This window comes from Lysinibacillus sp. G4S2, assembly GCF_030348505.1.
Lineage (GTDB): Bacteria > Bacillota > Bacilli > Bacillales_A > Planococcaceae > Lysinibacillus.
Window position 1 is genome coordinate 4,396,236 of the sequence record NZ_JAUCFJ010000002.1, and the last position, 16,711, is coordinate 4,412,946.

A 16,711-nucleotide genomic window follows, 5' to 3' on the forward strand; every position below is an offset into this window, starting at 1 on the left:
TTATTGAAATGCAGCTCTTTTTAGAAAGGAGATTATGATGCGCCAGCAATTGTCGCTACTTGGAAAATCACAATATGATGCATCCATTTCACCAAACTATCGTAATTCTGCTTGCGGACCTACAACTGTACACGTAATCTTAAACTATTTAGACGAGACGACTCCTTCGGTAAATGAGCTTTACAAACTTCTTGGTGGCACGAAAATTGGGTTATTTAAATGGCGTCTAATTCGCAATCTTCGCCGGCTTCATCCAACATGGAATATTCGCGATTGTACATTAAAGGAGGCAATGCAGGAAATCGATGCAGACCGCCCTGTCGCCATACGTTTCGACCGCTATTTCAGCCTACATTGGCGCGATAAAAAATCTGCCTTCGCCTATCATTGGGTACCTCTCATTGGCTATGAAATACGAAATGATGAGCTGTTTCTAATATTCCACGATAATGGTGGCCCTAATCGTGAAAGTAAAATTCGAGTGGCTTCCTTCAAAGATAATGAGAAAGTATTAAGCTTCGTAAAAATCACACCGAACTAAGTGAGAGCGTGCCTGCAATGTTTGGACACGCTCTTCTTATAATTATTTACTTTTCTCAAGAATATCCTCTAGAACCTGTGCAAAAATATCTGTTGTTCTATACATTTCTTCCAGCGTATTTTCTATACCTCCCATTTCTACTAATACTGAATTATCATGGAGTTCTTGATTGTAGGTATTTTGGGGATTGACCCCTTTTTCTATTACACCTATTGATAGTCCCGGATATAATTTTTCTAGTTGTTCATGAAGCTGAGTTGCAAATTTTTTATTCGTTTCATAATTTCCACTCGTTTTTGATACGACAAATTTAATTTTTGCGTACTCTTCCCCTTTAATTTCAATTGTGGATTCACGTCTTTTTGTAGAATCTCGATGTATATCAAAAACCATGCGAATACTGTCATTTTCAGCTAAGACTTTCTGTAAATTTTCCCGTGAAACTTTATATGAATCCTGAAAATATAAACCTCTTTGTTTTAAGATTCCAGCTACATCTGTCTCATCATGAATTGCTGGAACCTGCAATTCCTTTAATGCTCTACTTAACTCTTTACCTACCAATGTTATATTTTTAGTATCACTATACGCCCGCTCTCTATACACCTGCTGTGCAGAAACCTCTGGAATAAATGATTCTATATTATGTGAATGATAAATATAAACTACAGGTTCTTTTTCGTCCATTGCGTAAGACGATGACGCCCCTCCAACACTTTGGACTACCTCTGAAACTTTGCTATTTCCATTAAAGAAGATTAACCATGAAAAAATAAATGCACAAACTAAAACACCGCTTGAAATAACAGAGAATTTTGTTATGATTCTTTTTTTGCCCATGCTCCTTGCTCGTTGTCTAAGAGTATTCTCAGTTGCAGAAACAAACTCCTTTCTAGGATGTTGAGGGTACATTTCTTTTAACATATCAAACAAGTCTTTTTCATTTTGCATTTGTCAACCCCCCCTCTATTTCAATATTCAGTTTTCTTTTAGGGCTCTATGATAATCAACTTTTACTTTCGCCGCACTACATTGAAGAATTTCCGAAGTCTCTTTAATGGAAAATTCATTAATACCTCGAAGAATGACTACCGCTCTGTAATTAGGTTTTAATTTAGCAATGGCTTCATGTATAAACTGTTTTAATTCTGTTACTTCAAACTCCTCTTCAGGCTTCTTTTCATTCGATGAAAACTGATTAAAAAAACCGTCCTTAAATAGTGAAGCAAACCTTTTCTTTCTGTAGTGATCTATTGCCACATGTTTTGCGATCGAAAAAATCCATGTTTTAAAATTGTATTTACTATTAAAATTCGTTAAATCTTTTAAGACACGAATGAATACTTCTTGGGTCAAATCCTCCGCATCATTTTGATTTCCCGTAAAACAAACAAGAAATCTATAAACATCTAAGTAATACAAGTTGTAGATTTCCACTATTCTTGATTCCAAGTTATTTGAATCAGTCAATCTTTCCCCTCCTTTTACTTATTTGCTTATAATTCGTTTGAGATTGGGAAAAGGTTACAAAAATTTGTATAAAAAAGCCTCTCCAGCAAAACGTGTGGTTGATTTCCGTTCCGGCTTGGGCGCTTTCCTAGGGGCGTCCGATGAGCCGCTTCACTCGCTTTGCTCGCTCCAGGGTCTCATCTGTGACGCTAATCCCCAAGGAGTCGCCCAGCCGGAACGAAGATCAACTAATATACAGCGCATATATTTTAAAAAATGTCACCCACAACTTTTGGTGATGAGCCATAAAAAAGCAGAGCATATTTCTATACTCTGCGTGAATAACCTGATGTTTTTTAAATAAGCGAATACAGCGAGCGTGCCTGCTTGGCGATTAATGTATAGCCACGTTGTTCTATTTCTTTGAACGTTTGAGGCTCGTAATTTGGTAATACTAAACTCGCTAAATCTGCCTCGATTGATACGTTTGTTTGAATTGTTGCAAGCTCGTGTGACAAATTAAGCATATCTAAGTTCTCTTTAATTTTCGTACGTTGTCCAGGCTTTAATTCGTCTAATGATGTAAGAACATTTTCGATAGAGCCATACGTTTGAATTAACGTAAGTGCCTGCTTTGGTCCAATTCCTTTTACGCCAGGATAACCATCACTCGAATCTCCCATAAAAGCTTTGACCTGTGCAAATTGAATAGGTTCGATGCCATACTCCTCTTTAAAGCGTGTATGCGTATAAACGTCATATTCTGTGTAGCCTTTTTTCGTAAAAGCAATTTCCGTTGATGGTCTTAAAAGCTGCAGTAAATCCTTGTCTCCACTAATTACCGTAATGTCAGCCTCGTCCTGAAATTTTGTAATCATTGAGCCAATTAAATCATCTGCCTCCATCCCTTTAACACCGAAGTTTTGCCAACCGATTTGTTCAGATAAATTTTTAGCCATATCAAATTGTGGCAACATTTCCTCCGGTGGTGCTGGACGATTAGCCTTATAGCCATCAAATAATTCGTTACGGAATGTATGTGCACCCATATCCCAACAAACGGCAAGATGCGTTGGCTTCATGATAGATTGTGCCGTTAATACATGACGTACAAATCCTTGGGCACCATTAGTCGGTGTCCCATCCGCAAGGCGAATATAATGCCCCATCGCAGCTGAAGCAAAAAATGAACGGAATAATAGCGCCATGCCATCAACAATTAATAATTTTGGTTTTGTTGTCATGATAAATAATCCTCTCTATAACAATACAATGATTGTAGTAATTCATTATTAAGCATTGTTCTATTATAGCAAACTACCACTAAACTTCATTGTAAATATATACAAGCCACTATTCCACATCCCATTTATAACTATCTACTTATCGCGCTGCCTCTTTTTGAAATACGATTGCGATGATCCAATCGAATACCTGTTAGCCAATTTAAAAATGCTGTAACGCCCATCTTAACTGTTTCTGGACGTAGATCTCCTTCCTTTGGATCCGCATAGATAAAGTCAATATGGCGAACGCCTTCATTTTCTCCAATGAGCTTGAGGATATCAAATAATTCATAGGCAGTTAGTCCACCTGGTGTTGCAGCAGGTACATCTGATGCAAATATAATATCAAGTGCGTCCAAATCTACAGATACGTATATACGATCCACCTCATACATAAGCTGACGAAGCATTTCGCGAATGGTTAGTTGAATACCATCACGACGCATTTGCTTTACCGTAATCATATGTATACCCTGTTCTTTCGCGTAATGAATCATTTCTGGTGAATTGAAAAAGCCGTGCAGCCCGACATTATAAATATGTTTGCCCTCGACAATCCCTGCAGCAATAAGATTCTGAATTGGAGAATCCATAGCTAAGCCAATTTCCTCCTGATTCCGTGCATCCAAATGCGTATCGATTTGAATGATTCCAATTCGTTCCTGTGGAAAAGCATTCTTTATCCCTCTTAGGGAACAAGCCGTAATCGCATGATCTCCACCAATAAGACAGGTGAAACTTTTAGAATAAGTGGTACTTAAGCTTTCTGCCGCAGCTTCTATAGCTGACTCTGAAAGCATTCTATCAGTCTCGTGGATGGCCACATCGCCTACATCAACGACTGCCAATGAGCGCAAATCGACTTGCTCATCTAAATTATAGGATTGAAAGCTTGGCCAAGCCTTCCGAAACGCAGTTGGATACAGTGCTTTTTGGAAAGGTTTACTACCATACGATAATAAAGCACCATATAAAATAATCTCTACATCACTTGGAATTGGATTTTCTATTTGCTTAATCCATTGATGCATAGCTGAGCCCTTTTCTTGTTTATACTGCCATTCTGGTTGAATAAACATGTTAACCTACCTCCTTCACGCCATTTTTCTATAACTATTATAACGTAGGGTTAATTTCTGTTCCGACTGGGCGCTTTGTCTCTGACGCTTCGCTTTCGCACAGAGCAAAGCTTCCTGTGGGCGTCTGATGAGCTGCAAGGAGTCGCCCAGTCGTAACGAAGATCAACTTTGCACATGACATATATTTTAACTTCTTTCAGCTTAAGTCCCCAGCCTCTATAGGTGATGAGATGAATGCGGGTTTAAGTAACTTTTCAGCGGGTCCAAACATCTTTTGAAAGAAGTTAAAGCCTCCCCAACTTTTTGGTGATGAGCCAAATTGAAATCAATTGCCCTATGCTACTTTATTGTTCCGATAAATATACCTAGAGAATTACCTTTGATATTAATAGTACCATTAGTGCATACAGTTTCGTCAAAGTTCAGTATTTTCCCTCTTAAATTCTAAAAAATTCTTCATACTCCATTTCCCCTTATAAAAAAATAGCAAACTAGGCAAATGTGGGCCTACTCGGGGTTCAGTTCATTTCACATTACCCAATCCTTTTCATTATTTCTGGTTGTTGTATATTCAATAAAACACAAAAGATACGAACCCCATCTCCCTATTAGAAAATGTGAGTCTTATTTTACTTGTACGTTATTTCCATCTAGGGTTGTAGCAGGCTCTTCTTTGATGAAGTAATGAATAATTGGTAAGACTAAGAAACTAGCGATTGCACATAATATACCAATTGCTAAGAATGTTTTTTCATTAACTAGAAGCCAAGAAGCACCTGCCGATGCAAACATCATCCCGATATACATTGCAGAACTGTTCAGTGCCATTACGGTTCCCCTAATCTTCGGACTCAATTCTGATATTAAAGCTGTTAACGATGATTGACCTAAGCCGATAGATGTACTCCATAAAACATGCACAATAATTGCGGGTACGACATTTTCCGTTAGTAATGAAAAACTAATAACACCAATAGCAGCAATAACAGCTGCTATAGATACAACGGCTTTTTTACCGATTTTGTCAGATAGTTTACCACCAATCACATTACCGATAATACTGCCAACACCCGCTAAAAAAATTACTATTCCTATTTTTCCTACACTGTAATCAAAATTTTCTTTGTAGTATACACCAATATATGAAAACATCCCTTGTAGTCCGATTGTCCATAAGAACGTAGATAATAATGCAAAAAATACAGATTGATTAGTAAATGCTGTCTTAATAGCTGAAACCATTGCAACTGGCACTGATACTGGTATTTGGTTTGTGGCAGGTGTTTTAGGTAGGGCAACTAATGTAATAAAAGTCACTAAAAGTGCTAGAATTCCTATACCATAAAATGTCCATTGCCAATTTCCAATAGACGTTAAGAATGCTCCAATTGGTACACCTAATACAGTTGATCCAACCATTGCCCCCATGATCATACCCATTGCCATTCCGCGCATTTTATATGGTACGTTATCTCCTATCAATGCAAAAATACTTGGCATAACCATAGCACCAGATAAACCAGTTAAAGCGCGAAATATCAAAACTGTATTAAAATCTTGTGTCAGTCCAGTACAAAAGGTACCAACTGAAAAAATAAACATTCCAGTTACAATCATTTGTTTTCGCCCAATTTTATCTGAAATTGACCCAAACAGTGGTGCTGTTAGTCCATAGAATAAAGCGTAAGAGGTAATGAGCCAACCCCCTTTTTCAATTGGTGTTGCTGTTGCTTTCGCAATATCAGGAATCAGTGGTGATACTACTAAAGAATCCATCCCAATAAAGAAAGCTAAAATAGCCAGTGTAAATAACATAGACTTAATTCCTCTATCATTCATATTAATCTCCCTTTACCCTAAATTTTATTTCATATATGAAATAAATAATCAAATTACTTCATATATGAAGTAATTATTTGAAATATATTTCATATATGAAGTATATTTGTAAACAAAAATGTAACTAGTTACATTTTTGTTATTCCCTTTTTATGATCTGATAAAAAATGCTTATAGCCATTGAGCGTTTCTAATAAAGAAATAAATTTTTCTTCATCAAAATAGGAAAAGTTTTCTTTAAGAAATGCTTTGTATTGAATAGCTACTTTTTCTTTAGTTTCTTTTCCTTTTTCAGTTAAGTATACTAAGGTTTCTCTTTGATCAGATGGATTTTTAGTAGTTTTTACGAAACCGTCTCTTTTCATCCTCTGAATAATAGTAGTTACATTACTAGGAGCGCATCCAATTTTCTGATTTAGATCAGACATAGAAGCCCTTTCCGTTTCAGATAATATTTGAATTACCCCAAATTGGACAGTGCTAATGTTGAACTGTTCTAATTCTGTTTCAAGATTGTTCTGTAATTGATGATACACATCTCTAATAACACTGTATAATTCCCTTGCCTCGATTTGCATAGAAAACACCCTTTCTTCAGAGAATGAAGTCTATACTAGACAACTTAGATATAAATAACGATCTTTTTATGCCAAATAATACACATGATGATTTCTCTGAGGTATAAAATATATTTCATATATGAAATATATTCTTTGTGCTATAAAATGTCAATTCTTTTAAGCTCAAAAAAGACAATTGGTGCCCTAAGTGGAATGTATGCAACTGCATACAACAAATGAATTTTTACCACAGAATACTTCAAGTGCATATTTATATAGATATGATCTTCCTTAATCCAACATAGATAGAAAAAAGATGGCTTATCACCAAAACGTGTGGTTGATTTCCGTTCCGACTGGGCGCTTTCCAGGAGGCGTCCGATGAGCCGCTTCACTCGCGTTGCTCGCTCCAGGGTCTCATCTGTGACGCTAATCCCCTAGGAGTCGCCCAGCCTCCACTCCAATCAACCAATATACAGTGCATATATTTTTAAAAATGTCACCCACAACTTTTGGTGATGAGCCAAAAAGATCAAACTTTTTTATAAAAACGAAACTTAGATTTACTAATAAAGAATCCATTTTGATTAATATTTTTTCAAAATGGATTCCTTATATTTATCGTATTAGTCAGTGCGGGTCTTCTTCACCCCATTGATTATCAGTCTTCACCAATCGGGCTTTTACGGGACAAATTTTGGCAAAGCTCCGCTACCTCGTACATCGTATAACTTTGAAAGTTATATTGATTACGTAACTTCTGATAATACTGTAAAAGCTCTTCAAGCATCGCTAAATTTTTTTCCATGTTCTTGCCAAAATTATGAGGGTGCCACCATAAATGATAAAAAGCTTCTGACGTTGCAGCTGCATGCATTCCCTCTTTAATACGTTTAATCTTTAAGCCTTCAAAAAATCGTAATGGGCTACAATATGGCCTTAAAAATGCACTTGAACGAATGTTAATAAAGGAATCCTTTTGCATTTCTTCTATCGTTACTAGATGATTTCCTGTTACATTAACATAAGTATCCAGCCATTTTTTCGCACCTAAGAGCCGACCTTTTTTCGTGAATTTTTGAGGATCATACAAAGGATGTTTTTCATTTCCTCTATAGCATACAAATCCCACTTCCTGACATGCTGGGAAATATGCTTCATTTACTTGATTACGCGGAAATACAATCGACTTCATTGGATTGATATTGTCTTCGCAAATCATTGCAGTAGCATGTAAATCTGCACGAAAATCCGCTTCAGTTTGTCCATTTTCTAAACAGTAAAAATGCGAAAATGTATGGCTTCCTATTTCCTGATGTGGCGTACATTTAATCTTCTCAATTAAGGATTTACCAAAATGTAAGAGATCCTCTTGCTCATTTTCCCCTACTTTTGTAAGTTGTGTATGTGCTGCATAGCGCATGTTTTTATATTTTACCGGGATACCTCGTAAATAATGAGCCATTTCTGCTTTTGTTTCCGCAAACAATAAACCAACCGTTGCCCAGGTCGCATGAATGCCATATTGTTCAAACAACCCTAGTATTTTAGGCAATGCTTCACGTACACCGTATAAGTTTTTATTGTATTGTCCGTATTTAAAGACATCGTGGACACCCCAATTCAGCTCAAAATCTAATGAAATGACAAGTCCCCCACGATTTACTTTGATTGCTACTTCCTCCATTTTTGCACGCCCAGTAACAGTGCACTTATTTTCGATTGGGTAATGTAGCCGGAATAAACATTAACAACCTGTCCACCGAAGCTCTGCTTAAACTCACGAACATTTTGGTCATCTGTCAGCTTTCCCATGTCATATAGAGCAAAGCCTTGCTCCTTTAAATGCAATAAATTGTGCCATAGTAAAAAACGATTTGCATAACGAACTGGTCGTTTTAAATGATCTGGCATCAATTGTGAATGACACGTCGCTACATAATAGGACATCGCTTTTTTAGCGTGTACAATATCGAGTCTATAGCATAATGTTTGTCCACAAATACTCCGAATCTCGGACAACCATAGAGCCCCTTTATCTTTTAGGAGCGTAATGGCTTCCATTTGAGATTTACTAATTAGCTCGAGCTTTTTCCTTTTGGCAAAATTATTATAAAACTGCTGAAAGGCTCGTAAATTTTCCTCTGATGGTTCTTTATAAATAAAAACTTGATAGGATTCTTTTTGTGCACGACGAAGTATTTTGCGATTACTTTCCGAAAGAGCAAGATACAATGTTAACTCACTATCTGTAAGGTGTATATGAACCGTTTCACTTTTAACAAGCTTACGGCTCGGTACAAGTGAATGTGTATAACCAACAACTTTCTTTGATTTTCTAACATTGGCTGGCTTTTCTGCAAAATAAAAATGCTGCATTGCGATATTCCATCGCTTACTTTTAATGGACAGAATGAACATCGCCCCCACTCTCTGTGTATTTTTCTACATGATTTCGCTCATAACGAGCACATTTAAAATGTTTCATTCGAGAAATACGTTTATAGCCTAGCTGCAATAATCGTTTACGCTTTCGCCGTTGCCAAAAGCTTGCAGTAACCCAAAGTGTTTGTGCAGGTTTCATTTTTTGGAAAAAAGCTGTTATAATATCGATATTTTTATAAACATCATAGGTTAAAAAATATGTCTGCTTCGGCAATGCTTCAACAATTTGCAATTCATCTACACGCCAGTTCATAGCATGTAACGCAAACGCTACCTTATTCTTTTCAGCAAAGGAATCTTTATAAATGGTGTATCCCTTATAAAATAAAGAAATAGTCTCTTCCTCATCAAGTTGCATCGCCTCTTGTATCGATAACTCCTCAAACAAATCTCCTACAGGTCGATGTGGTGTGACACTATCTGATGGGGATAATTCATACAAATCCACTTGCTTAAAACGAATAATTTTTTCTACGAATAGTTGTCCATATTCTAGCCAATCTTTTACTTTCCCATACTTTACTAAGTAACGTAATTGACCGAGCGTATTGCGTTTCCATTCAACGATCCGATGATTGCCTTTTAAAATTTCCTTTAGTCTTTCCTTCAGCGTAAAACGACTCGCCAATAGCTTTGCACGCTTCGTTCCACTGCTTACGAGCATACGCCTTGTAAAATCAATACTAGAGCGCCAATCGAACTTATAAGGCTCATAGCCAATACTCATATCGAACAATTGATAGTTTTCAGAATAGGTTCGCTTGATCGTTTCCTGATTCACTAATCGGCCGGGCCCAAATATATTAAATGTCGGCTCATGCGCCAAGGCGTAAGTGACATAACGTCCACGACAGCAAATTCCGTAGGTGAAGGCTATCCATTGGTTTTCAAAAACAAGTGCGTCTACCTCGACTTGCAATGCCTCTCCTTTAAGAAGTGTTAAGTGTTCGAAAAAATCCTTTTTCTTGCCTTTCGTAAAATCACTTGTATCTATTTTTTTTGCCCATCGTCGATCAAATAATCTAAACATTTGCCACAGCTCGTCCTGCGAAGGTCTTTTCCTCATTAATGAGCCTAATCTCCGTAGCTTTCGTTCTCTTCTATCTACGCCATGCAATTTTCTACGTTGATTGAAATGATGATGGAAATCTATATCGTGAAAGGCAAGATACGGTGTTACAACACGAAAAATACTCGGGCGTAACTGCCTTTCAACAAAATATTGTTCGATCACCTTTGTAGACTCTTTGCTTTCCAATAATCCATGAAACGAAAATATGACATGTTTATGCTTTTCGATGAGCTGATCAAATACAAAGGTCGTAGCGGGTAACAGCCATTCTTTTTTCGCTACAACACCTGAATAATTCGCAATATTTTCTCCCGCAAAGGAATAAATTCTTATCCCCCACCGAAGTTGAACCGTGAATGGGAAAAAGGCAATGATATGACCATCTTCCTCAACAGCATAGAGCTCAACACGCGCTCTTCGCCCAACAATTTGCCACCAGCTATAAAACCAAGCAAACTCTATAAATGGATTATCATTAACCTCAGCTGCTAAAATTTCATCCCAAATATCCTTGTACCACATAAGCTCATCATCTGTTCGAATACGAATTAATTGCAAATTAATCACCTTTCTTTGCCGACTTTGATACAGCCTGTTCGTAGACAAATAGAGTTTTCTGATACATTGGTAGAAACGTAAAATTCCTTAAAAAGCGGCGTTCACTAGCGTCCCCCATTTGTTGACGCAAATTCTCATCCACTAACAATTGTTTGATCCTTTTCTTTAGTAAACCTGAATCATCTCGGTTAATTAAAAATCCATTCTCCTGATCAGAAATTAGCTCATTGACGCCACCTACATTTGTGGCGATAATCGGAAGCCCTGCCCGCATTGCTTCAATAATTGAAATCGGTAAGCCCTCCCAATCCGATAGCAAGACAAACAAATGGCTCTCCTCAAGCGAAGATGTGACATCTAATTGATTGCCCAAAAACGAGACACGATCCGTTAAGCCTTTATTAACAACAAATTTTTCTAAATCAGGACGTAACGAGCCATCACCAATCAATTGAAGACGCCAAGGAATATCAGAAAGCTCCGCTAAAGCCTCTAACAATAAATCTTGTCTTTTTGGCACTTCAAAGCGAGCAACCATGACAATGAGTGGATGCTCCTCTTTCTCTCTATTAGGGGCTACTCGCATTTCTTTTTGCTCGATGCCATTATGAATCGTCAGCATTTTATGAGCAGGCGCAATTCTTTTCGTTAATGCTAGCTTACGATCATAGTCAGATACCGTAATAATTTTAGCTGTTAACGGCTGAACTGACTTTTCCATTCGACTATACATAAGCTTTTTCTTATGCGGTACGCCCTCTGTAAAACTCCAGCTATGGGCCGTAAAAACAGTTGGTATGCGTAAAAGACTACCTACCACACGTCCAATTGCGCCCGCCTTCGATGAATGTGCTGCAATAATATGTGGTTTTACTTTTTTAAATACCGCCCTCAATTGCCAAAAGGTCTGTAAATCTTTTTTTAAATGAATTGCTCGCTGCATGGCCGGGATACTGATAACATCAATTTTCTCTTCTTCTAAGCGCCATAATGATGGATCATAAAGACCTGTTACAATAGTTACCTCGTGAGCGTCTTGCTTTAATTTTATGGCAAGTGCTTCCACATGCTTTTGCGCCCCTCCAATTTTATCCATACGTGTTATAAGCTGAACGATCTTCAGTACTAACACTCCTTATTTTTTAATAAGCACCAGTTCTGGCTAACACTACGTAAAGTGTTTTGATGATAATTTTCAAATCCATCCAGAAGGAATAATTTTCAACGTATTCTAGGTCATATGAAATTTTTTGTCCGTGAGAAATATTAGAGCGGCCGTTAATTTGAGCAAGCCCTGTTAAACCTGGCTTTACTTCTAAACGTCGTGCCTGTTCAGTGTTATAAGCATTTGTGATAGTTGGAACTTCTGGTCGTGGTCCAACAATACTCATATCTCCTTTTAAGACATTAATGAGCTGTGGAATTTCATCAATACTTAACTTCCGAAGAATAGCCCCAACCTTCGTGATTCGTGTATCCTGTTCAGTTTTAAAGTAATAATCATCCGGAATACCGTCTGCACAAATAGTAGGCATCTTTACCGGAACTGCCTGTATGGTCATTGTCCGTAGCTTCCAAATAACAAAGCGCTGATGATCCAAGCCTGTACGGATTTGTTTAAAGAAAAAAGGGCGGCCTGTGCTAATAAGTAAAATGAGGAATACAGCTAACATAAGAGGAATGGTCATGAAAAATAATAGGAGTGCCCCCGTAATATCAAAAATTCTTTTCCCATACTGACTATAAAATGTGATAGTTTGAGCGGACTGCTCGTGCAATTCATCATCCTTTACATTTTTTTTGCACTTAACTTTATATATTCATCTGGGACATATATAGAACTACTTTCGAAAAGCATTTACATAATAAAATATAAAAATTAAGTCAAATGGACCATAACGTGGGGGATTTCCGTTTCAGCTTATATACATGGCATACGTTTTTAACAAATGCGATGAGTCAAAAAAGGAGTTATTTCAAAAGCATTTTTGAATAACTCCTCCCATTTTTATATGTTCAGCCATTAAATGAGCTGTTCCTTTTTACCCTTGTATAATTTGCACATCGCACGTAATTTGAACATTTCCTTTTAATGCCTTACTAATCATACAAGTTTGTTCAGCCTTCTCAGCTAATCGAACCATTCGTTTTTGCTCACGTTCAGATAAATCTTGTACAACAATTCTTGGCTTATGTACGATTTTCTCATAAGTAAAAATACCATTCGTAACATCAACAAAACCTTCAGCTTGCATAGACAAATCCAACACAGCAATCTTCGAATTTTCAAGTAGCGTAGCCAGTGTAATTAAATAGCAAGTGGCTGCCGCTCCAAGCAGCATCTCATCAGGATTTGTCCCAATCCCCGGCCCATTCATTTCTCGAGGAATAGAAATTTCCGTTTTTAAATTGTCCGCAACAATATTACCTGTCCCATTTCTCCCCTCCGACCATTTTAAATCCATACTAAATAAATGTTGAACCATAAAAAATCCTCCTTTTGATTTTGTAGTGTACGAGTTACTTACATATCTTTGGCATACCCGAGCGGTTCGGGCACTACCTGATCACTTTTTCGGCTTACCCGAGCGGTTCGGAGCGTTACCCGATCACTTTTTCGGCATACCCGAGCGATTCGGAGCGTTACCCGATCACTTTTTCGGCATACCCGAGCGATTCGGAGCGTTACCCGATCACTTTTTCGGCTTACCCGAGCGGTTTGGGGCTTTACCCGATCACTTTTGCCCCACACCCGAGCGGTTCGAATCTCCCCCCAAATCAAAACGAAAACCACCCTCCCGTTATAGTGATAAGCCTTATAAAAAGTAATATTACTATTTCAAGAGAATAGATAGGTTAAATGAACACTAATTTTTTATCATAGATAGGGCTATTCCCACAGCACATCAGTTAGAGGCTTTGGTCCAACAAATGTTTTTTTTGCGAAAGCATAGTGCTAACGTAGCTTCAGCAACATGATGTTGGTCACTCAATCTTGTATTGTTGTTGTTGCTGTCGCTTCGCTTTCGCACAGATAAAACCGTGTTGCTGTCGCTTCGCTTTCACACAGATAAAACCGTGTTGCTGTCGCTTCGCTTTCGCACAGATAAAACCGTGTTGCTGTCGCTTCGCTTTCACACAGATAAAACCGTGTTGCTGTCGCTTCGCTTTCGCACAGATAAATTGTCACAGGACGTGGCTTTCTTAGGCTGAGTTCCTCTATTTCAGCGGATGTTTGGACACTCCTTAAAAATCACCAGAACAATAATAAAACATCAAAAACTTTAAGAAAAACAGAAAAGCTAATTTTATGGTAGAATAGAAAAAACAATTCTTTAGGAGATTTAATAATGATTTTAACAAAGCAACAAGCAGTACAAGCACTTAAAAAGAACAAATTTATCGGTTTTACTATTACAACAGGAAATATTATTATGAAAAAAATGAATAAAACCGATTATAATATTTTTGTTTTTGAAGAAGGCAAAGATAAACCATTGCGTTATGTAGGTTCTATTATGAACGTAATGGCTACAATGAGCGACAAAGCTTCAAATAAGGATTTTGTCATTGTGGAACAGCTTCCTACTCAAAATAATGAAGAGGCTAAGACTGAAGAGAAAGATGAAGTCAAAGAAGCAGCTAAACCAGTTGAAAAAAACGAGGTTAAAGAAGCAACTAAACCTGTAGAGAAAAATGAAGTTCAAAAAGAAGAAACAGCTGACTTCAATGAAGAAAGACGGGCTATTTCAGGCTATGAGGGCATTTATGATGTTACAGCGAGTGGTCGTATCATTACAGTGCGCGAAAATCGTCCATTAGCTCGATGCAATGATGAATATGGTTTCCATATTGTTCGACTAACAAAGGACGGCTCTGCTTCAAGTCACAATGTGTTTGAAGTTTGGAAACAGGCATATCCTGAACTTGAACAAACAAATTTTAAAGGTGCTTTAAAAGCAAAGTATGGCACAGGCTGCAAGCTTAGTGATAAACCAGGTATACACTTTTAATGATCTAGCCAAATAAAGATAAAAAATCCTCAGCGTCGCTTCATTAACGCTGGGGATTTTTTAAATTAATAAAGGCAATAGCGATAAATGCCATAGATGAATAAAACTACGCCCTTGTAATTGGTGATATTTTAACCAATTGTTTTCTTGGCGGTATATCTTTTTCTTTTTAAATAATTGAATTATTGTGATCCTCTCTACCCTTTGAAATCCTAACTGCATTAGCGCTCGTCGTCTTTTCCCTTCATACCAATGAGCTGATGTACAGACGGTTCTTCCTTCCTCCTGCACTTTAGCAAAGATATCGGACAGCTCATGATTATTTCCCTGAATGTATGAAACATTGGATGGAAGCTTGTGTGTAAATCCGGTCGCTTCTTCACAAAATAGTTGATCATGTCTTAAATAAGCTATTTCGTTTGTGCTATTTCTGAAAATCCGATAGCCCTTATGATAGTTCGAAACATAGTTAGCACGTTTATTACTTGCCATGACATCCCGAATACAAACTTCATTAAAGCTTGATGTAGTTTGACATCGACCATTCTCAGCAACATAAATATCAAAAATATGAATAGCTATCATGCGATTAATCGCCTTCTTGAAAGAATGGAACCAATCCTTTGGACGGGCATTTTTTAAAAAATAGCGTAGCTCTCCTAATCGATCTCGTTTCAATTTTACGAGCTGATGCTTATTCGTTAATTGACCTTTCAATCTAGCAAACAAAACCATTATCAGTCTTAAAGTGCGTTCCCTTTTGCCTTTCGTACTCATCATAAATTTTCTAGTAAAATCAACATGTGTGTACCATTCAAACTTATAGGGCTCATAACCACTGCCTAAATCATAGAAACGATAGTTCGAAGCATGTGCTTTGAGCATATTTTCTCGCTCTATTAAACGACCAGGTCCAAAAATATTGAAATCAGGCTCATGTCCCATCGCCTGACAAAAATTCCGATCCCTACAGCAAAGATCAATGGTAAATCCTATCCAATGCCCCTCAAATTGAAGACTATCTACTTCTACTCGTAAAGCGTTACATTTCTCCGTTGCCAAACGCTCAAAAAAGAGCTGCGTTTGTTTTTCTGTAAATCCACTTTTATCGATCTTCTTCTGCCATCTTCTCGCAAACAAGTCAAACATGCCCACTAACCTTTCACGATGTACCTCTTGAAAGGTTACTTGACCAAGTGCCTGTAACTTTTTTTCACGCCGATGAATCGTTTTAAATTTTTTTCGATTCTTATAGAGAAAATCCTCAAGCTTTATAGATTGAAAATCAATATAAGAAGTGACCGTACGAAAAATAGAATGAGGTACCTGATGCTCTATTGCATATTTTTCTAATATTTGAGATGTATTTTTACTTTCCAATAAGCCATGTAACGCTATAATAAACCGTTTATATTTCCGAGAAAGCTCCTTTAGTAAGTATTCAATCGCAGGTTCTTTCCATTGCTTCTCTGCAATGACTTCCATATAAGTAGCTAACCCTTGTCCTAAAAAAACAAAATACTGTATACCACCAAATCGTACACGACGAACAAATGGGAAAAATGCTACTGCTACACCTTTTTGCTCGACTATGTAAATCTCGACATTGTCATTAACACCTAACGTCGTCCACCATGTCGAAACCCATTCAAACTCAATGAATGGATTATCGTTTTTTTCACGTTCAAGTATCTCTGACCAAGTACTTTTATAGGACTCTAACTCTTGAATCGTTGTCACGAGTCTATAAGATAGCACGTCCTGAATCACTCCTTTTTATTTTACAGCTCATCAATATGTTTTTTTCCGTTCCAACTGAGGCCATCAAATAACAAATTTAACACTTAATAGCTACTATATTCCTAGCAT

18 protein-coding genes are annotated in these 16,711 nt (G+C 37.3%); 2 read left to right on the forward strand and 16 right to left on the reverse strand.

Annotation, left to right across the window (positions count from 1 at the left end; genetic code table 11):
• The first annotated feature begins 37 nt into the window (after positions 1-37).
• Entirely contained in the window at positions 38-541 is a 504-nt protein-coding gene (locus QUF91_RS22450) for a C39 family peptidase (RefSeq protein ID WP_289419380.1), read from the forward strand.
• 42 nt (positions 542-583) lie between these two features.
• On the opposite strand, the gene spoIIP is transcribed toward QUF91_RS22450, so the two are convergent.
• The 15 genes from spoIIP to QUF91_RS22525 all read right to left on the reverse strand — a co-directional run bounded on the left by spoIIP (position 584) and on the right by QUF91_RS22525 (position 14,019).
• A complete protein-coding gene (gene spoIIP / locus QUF91_RS22455; RefSeq protein ID WP_289419381.1) occupies positions 584-1,492 on the reverse strand; it encodes a stage II sporulation protein P in 909 nt (302 codons plus the stop codon).
• A 27-nt stretch (positions 1,493-1,519) separates the two neighbouring features.
• Positions 1,520-2,011, reverse strand: coding sequence for an RNA polymerase sigma factor (locus QUF91_RS22460; protein ID WP_289419382.1), 492 nt, complete (start codon positions 2,009-2,011; stop codon positions 1,520-1,522).
• Positions 2,012-2,346: 335 nt separating this feature from the next.
• A complete protein-coding gene (locus tag QUF91_RS22465; protein ID WP_289419383.1) occupies positions 2,347-3,234 on the reverse strand; it encodes a 5'-3' exonuclease in 888 nt (295 codons plus the stop codon).
• A 131-nt stretch (positions 3,235-3,365) separates the two neighbouring features.
• Positions 3,366-4,355, reverse strand: a complete 990-nt coding sequence (locus tag QUF91_RS22470) for an agmatinase family protein (RefSeq protein WP_285399284.1) — start codon at positions 4,353-4,355, stop codon at positions 3,366-3,368.
• A gap of 37 nt (positions 4,356-4,392) precedes the next feature.
• Positions 4,393-4,536 (reverse strand): hypothetical protein, encoded by a 144-nt coding sequence (locus QUF91_RS22475; RefSeq protein ID WP_285399286.1) that lies wholly within the window; start codon positions 4,534-4,536, stop codon positions 4,393-4,395.
• Between the two features lie 443 nt (positions 4,537-4,979).
• On the reverse strand, positions 4,980-6,194 hold the full coding sequence (locus QUF91_RS22480) for an MFS transporter (RefSeq protein ID WP_285399288.1): 1,215 nt from the start codon (positions 6,192-6,194) through the stop codon (positions 4,980-4,982).
• A 128-nt stretch (positions 6,195-6,322) separates the two neighbouring features.
• Positions 6,323-6,772 (reverse strand): MarR family winged helix-turn-helix transcriptional regulator, encoded by a 450-nt coding sequence (locus QUF91_RS22485; RefSeq protein ID WP_285399289.1) that lies wholly within the window; start codon positions 6,770-6,772, stop codon positions 6,323-6,325.
• Positions 6,773-6,912: 140 nt separating this feature from the next.
• On the reverse strand, positions 6,913-7,149 hold the full coding sequence (locus QUF91_RS22490; protein WP_289419384.1) for a hypothetical protein: 237 nt from the start codon (positions 7,147-7,149) through the stop codon (positions 6,913-6,915).
• Positions 7,150-7,415: 266 nt separating this feature from the next.
• The gene (locus tag QUF91_RS22495; RefSeq protein ID WP_285399292.1) at positions 7,416-8,441 is read right to left on the reverse strand and encodes a polysaccharide deacetylase family protein; all 1,026 of its coding nucleotides are present in this window, start codon (positions 8,439-8,441) and stop codon (positions 7,416-7,418) included.
• Positions 8,429-9,175: a hypothetical protein gene (locus tag QUF91_RS22500; protein WP_285399293.1), complete on the reverse strand. Its 747-nt coding sequence runs from the start codon at positions 9,173-9,175 to the stop codon at positions 8,429-8,431. Before QUF91_RS22500 ends, QUF91_RS22495 begins: the two co-directional genes overlap by 13 nt.
• Positions 9,156-10,829 (reverse strand): GNAT family N-acetyltransferase, encoded by a 1,674-nt coding sequence (locus QUF91_RS22505; protein WP_289419385.1) that lies wholly within the window; start codon positions 10,827-10,829, stop codon positions 9,156-9,158. Before QUF91_RS22505 ends, QUF91_RS22500 begins: the two co-directional genes overlap by 20 nt.
• 1 nt (position 10,830) lies before the next feature.
• Positions 10,831-11,961 (reverse strand): glycosyltransferase family 4 protein, encoded by a 1,131-nt coding sequence (locus tag QUF91_RS22510; protein ID WP_289419386.1) that lies wholly within the window; start codon positions 11,959-11,961, stop codon positions 10,831-10,833.
• Positions 11,962-11,971: 10 nt separating this feature from the next.
• Entirely contained in the window at positions 11,972-12,607 is a 636-nt protein-coding gene (locus tag QUF91_RS22515; protein WP_285399297.1) for a sugar transferase, read from the reverse strand.
• A gap of 264 nt (positions 12,608-12,871) precedes the next feature.
• On the reverse strand, positions 12,872-13,315 hold the full coding sequence (locus QUF91_RS22520; RefSeq protein ID WP_289419387.1) for an SACOL1771 family peroxiredoxin: 444 nt from the start codon (positions 13,313-13,315) through the stop codon (positions 12,872-12,874).
• Between the two features lie 503 nt (positions 13,316-13,818).
• On the reverse strand, positions 13,819-14,019 hold the full coding sequence (locus QUF91_RS22525) for a hypothetical protein (protein ID WP_289419388.1): 201 nt from the start codon (positions 14,017-14,019) through the stop codon (positions 13,819-13,821).
• A gap of 160 nt (positions 14,020-14,179) precedes the next feature.
• Here QUF91_RS22525 and QUF91_RS22530 point away from each other — a divergent pair, with 160 nt between their 5' ends.
• Positions 14,180-14,842 (forward strand): NUMOD4 domain-containing protein, encoded by a 663-nt coding sequence (locus QUF91_RS22530; RefSeq protein WP_285399301.1) that lies wholly within the window; start codon positions 14,180-14,182, stop codon positions 14,840-14,842.
• Positions 14,843-14,902: 60 nt separating this feature from the next.
• On the opposite strand, the gene QUF91_RS22535 is transcribed toward QUF91_RS22530, so the two are convergent.
• The gene (locus QUF91_RS22535; RefSeq protein WP_289419389.1) at positions 14,903-16,600 is read right to left on the reverse strand and encodes a GNAT family N-acetyltransferase; all 1,698 of its coding nucleotides are present in this window, start codon (positions 16,598-16,600) and stop codon (positions 14,903-14,905) included.
• Between the last annotated feature and the right edge of the window lie 111 nt (positions 16,601-16,711).

What these genes read in the sequence shown, in the direction of transcription:
- QUF91_RS22450 (WP_289419380.1), top strand. Translation starts at nt 38, where the DNA reads ATGCGCCAGCAATTGTCGCTACTTGGAAAATCACAATATGATGCATCC.
- spoIIP (WP_289419381.1), bottom strand. Translation starts at nt 1,492, where the DNA reads ATGCAAAATGAAAAAGACTTGTTTGATATGTTAAAAGAAATGTACCCT.
- QUF91_RS22465 (WP_289419383.1), bottom strand. Translation starts at nt 3,234, where the DNA reads ATGACAACAAAACCAAAATTATTAATTGTTGATGGCATGGCGCTATTA.
- QUF91_RS22470 (WP_285399284.1), bottom strand. Translation starts at nt 4,355, where the DNA reads ATGTTTATTCAACCAGAATGGCAGTATAAACAAGAAAAGGGCTCAGCT.
- QUF91_RS22475 (WP_285399286.1), bottom strand. Translation starts at nt 4,536, where the DNA reads ATGTCATGTGCAAAGTTGATCTTCGTTACGACTGGGCGACTCCTTGCA.
- QUF91_RS22480 (WP_285399288.1), bottom strand. Translation starts at nt 6,194, where the DNA reads ATGAATGATAGAGGAATTAAGTCTATGTTATTTACACTGGCTATTTTA.
- QUF91_RS22485 (WP_285399289.1), bottom strand. Translation starts at nt 6,772, where the DNA reads ATGCAAATCGAGGCAAGGGAATTATACAGTGTTATTAGAGATGTGTAT.
- QUF91_RS22495 (WP_285399292.1), bottom strand. Translation starts at nt 8,441, where the DNA reads ATGGAGGAAGTAGCAATCAAAGTAAATCGTGGGGGACTTGTCATTTCA.
- QUF91_RS22500 (WP_285399293.1), bottom strand. Translation starts at nt 9,175, where the DNA reads ATGTTCATTCTGTCCATTAAAAGTAAGCGATGGAATATCGCAATGCAG.
- QUF91_RS22520 (WP_289419387.1), bottom strand. Translation starts at nt 13,315, where the DNA reads ATGGTTCAACATTTATTTAGTATGGATTTAAAATGGTCGGAGGGGAGA.
- QUF91_RS22530 (WP_285399301.1), top strand. Translation starts at nt 14,180, where the DNA reads ATGATTTTAACAAAGCAACAAGCAGTACAAGCACTTAAAAAGAACAAA.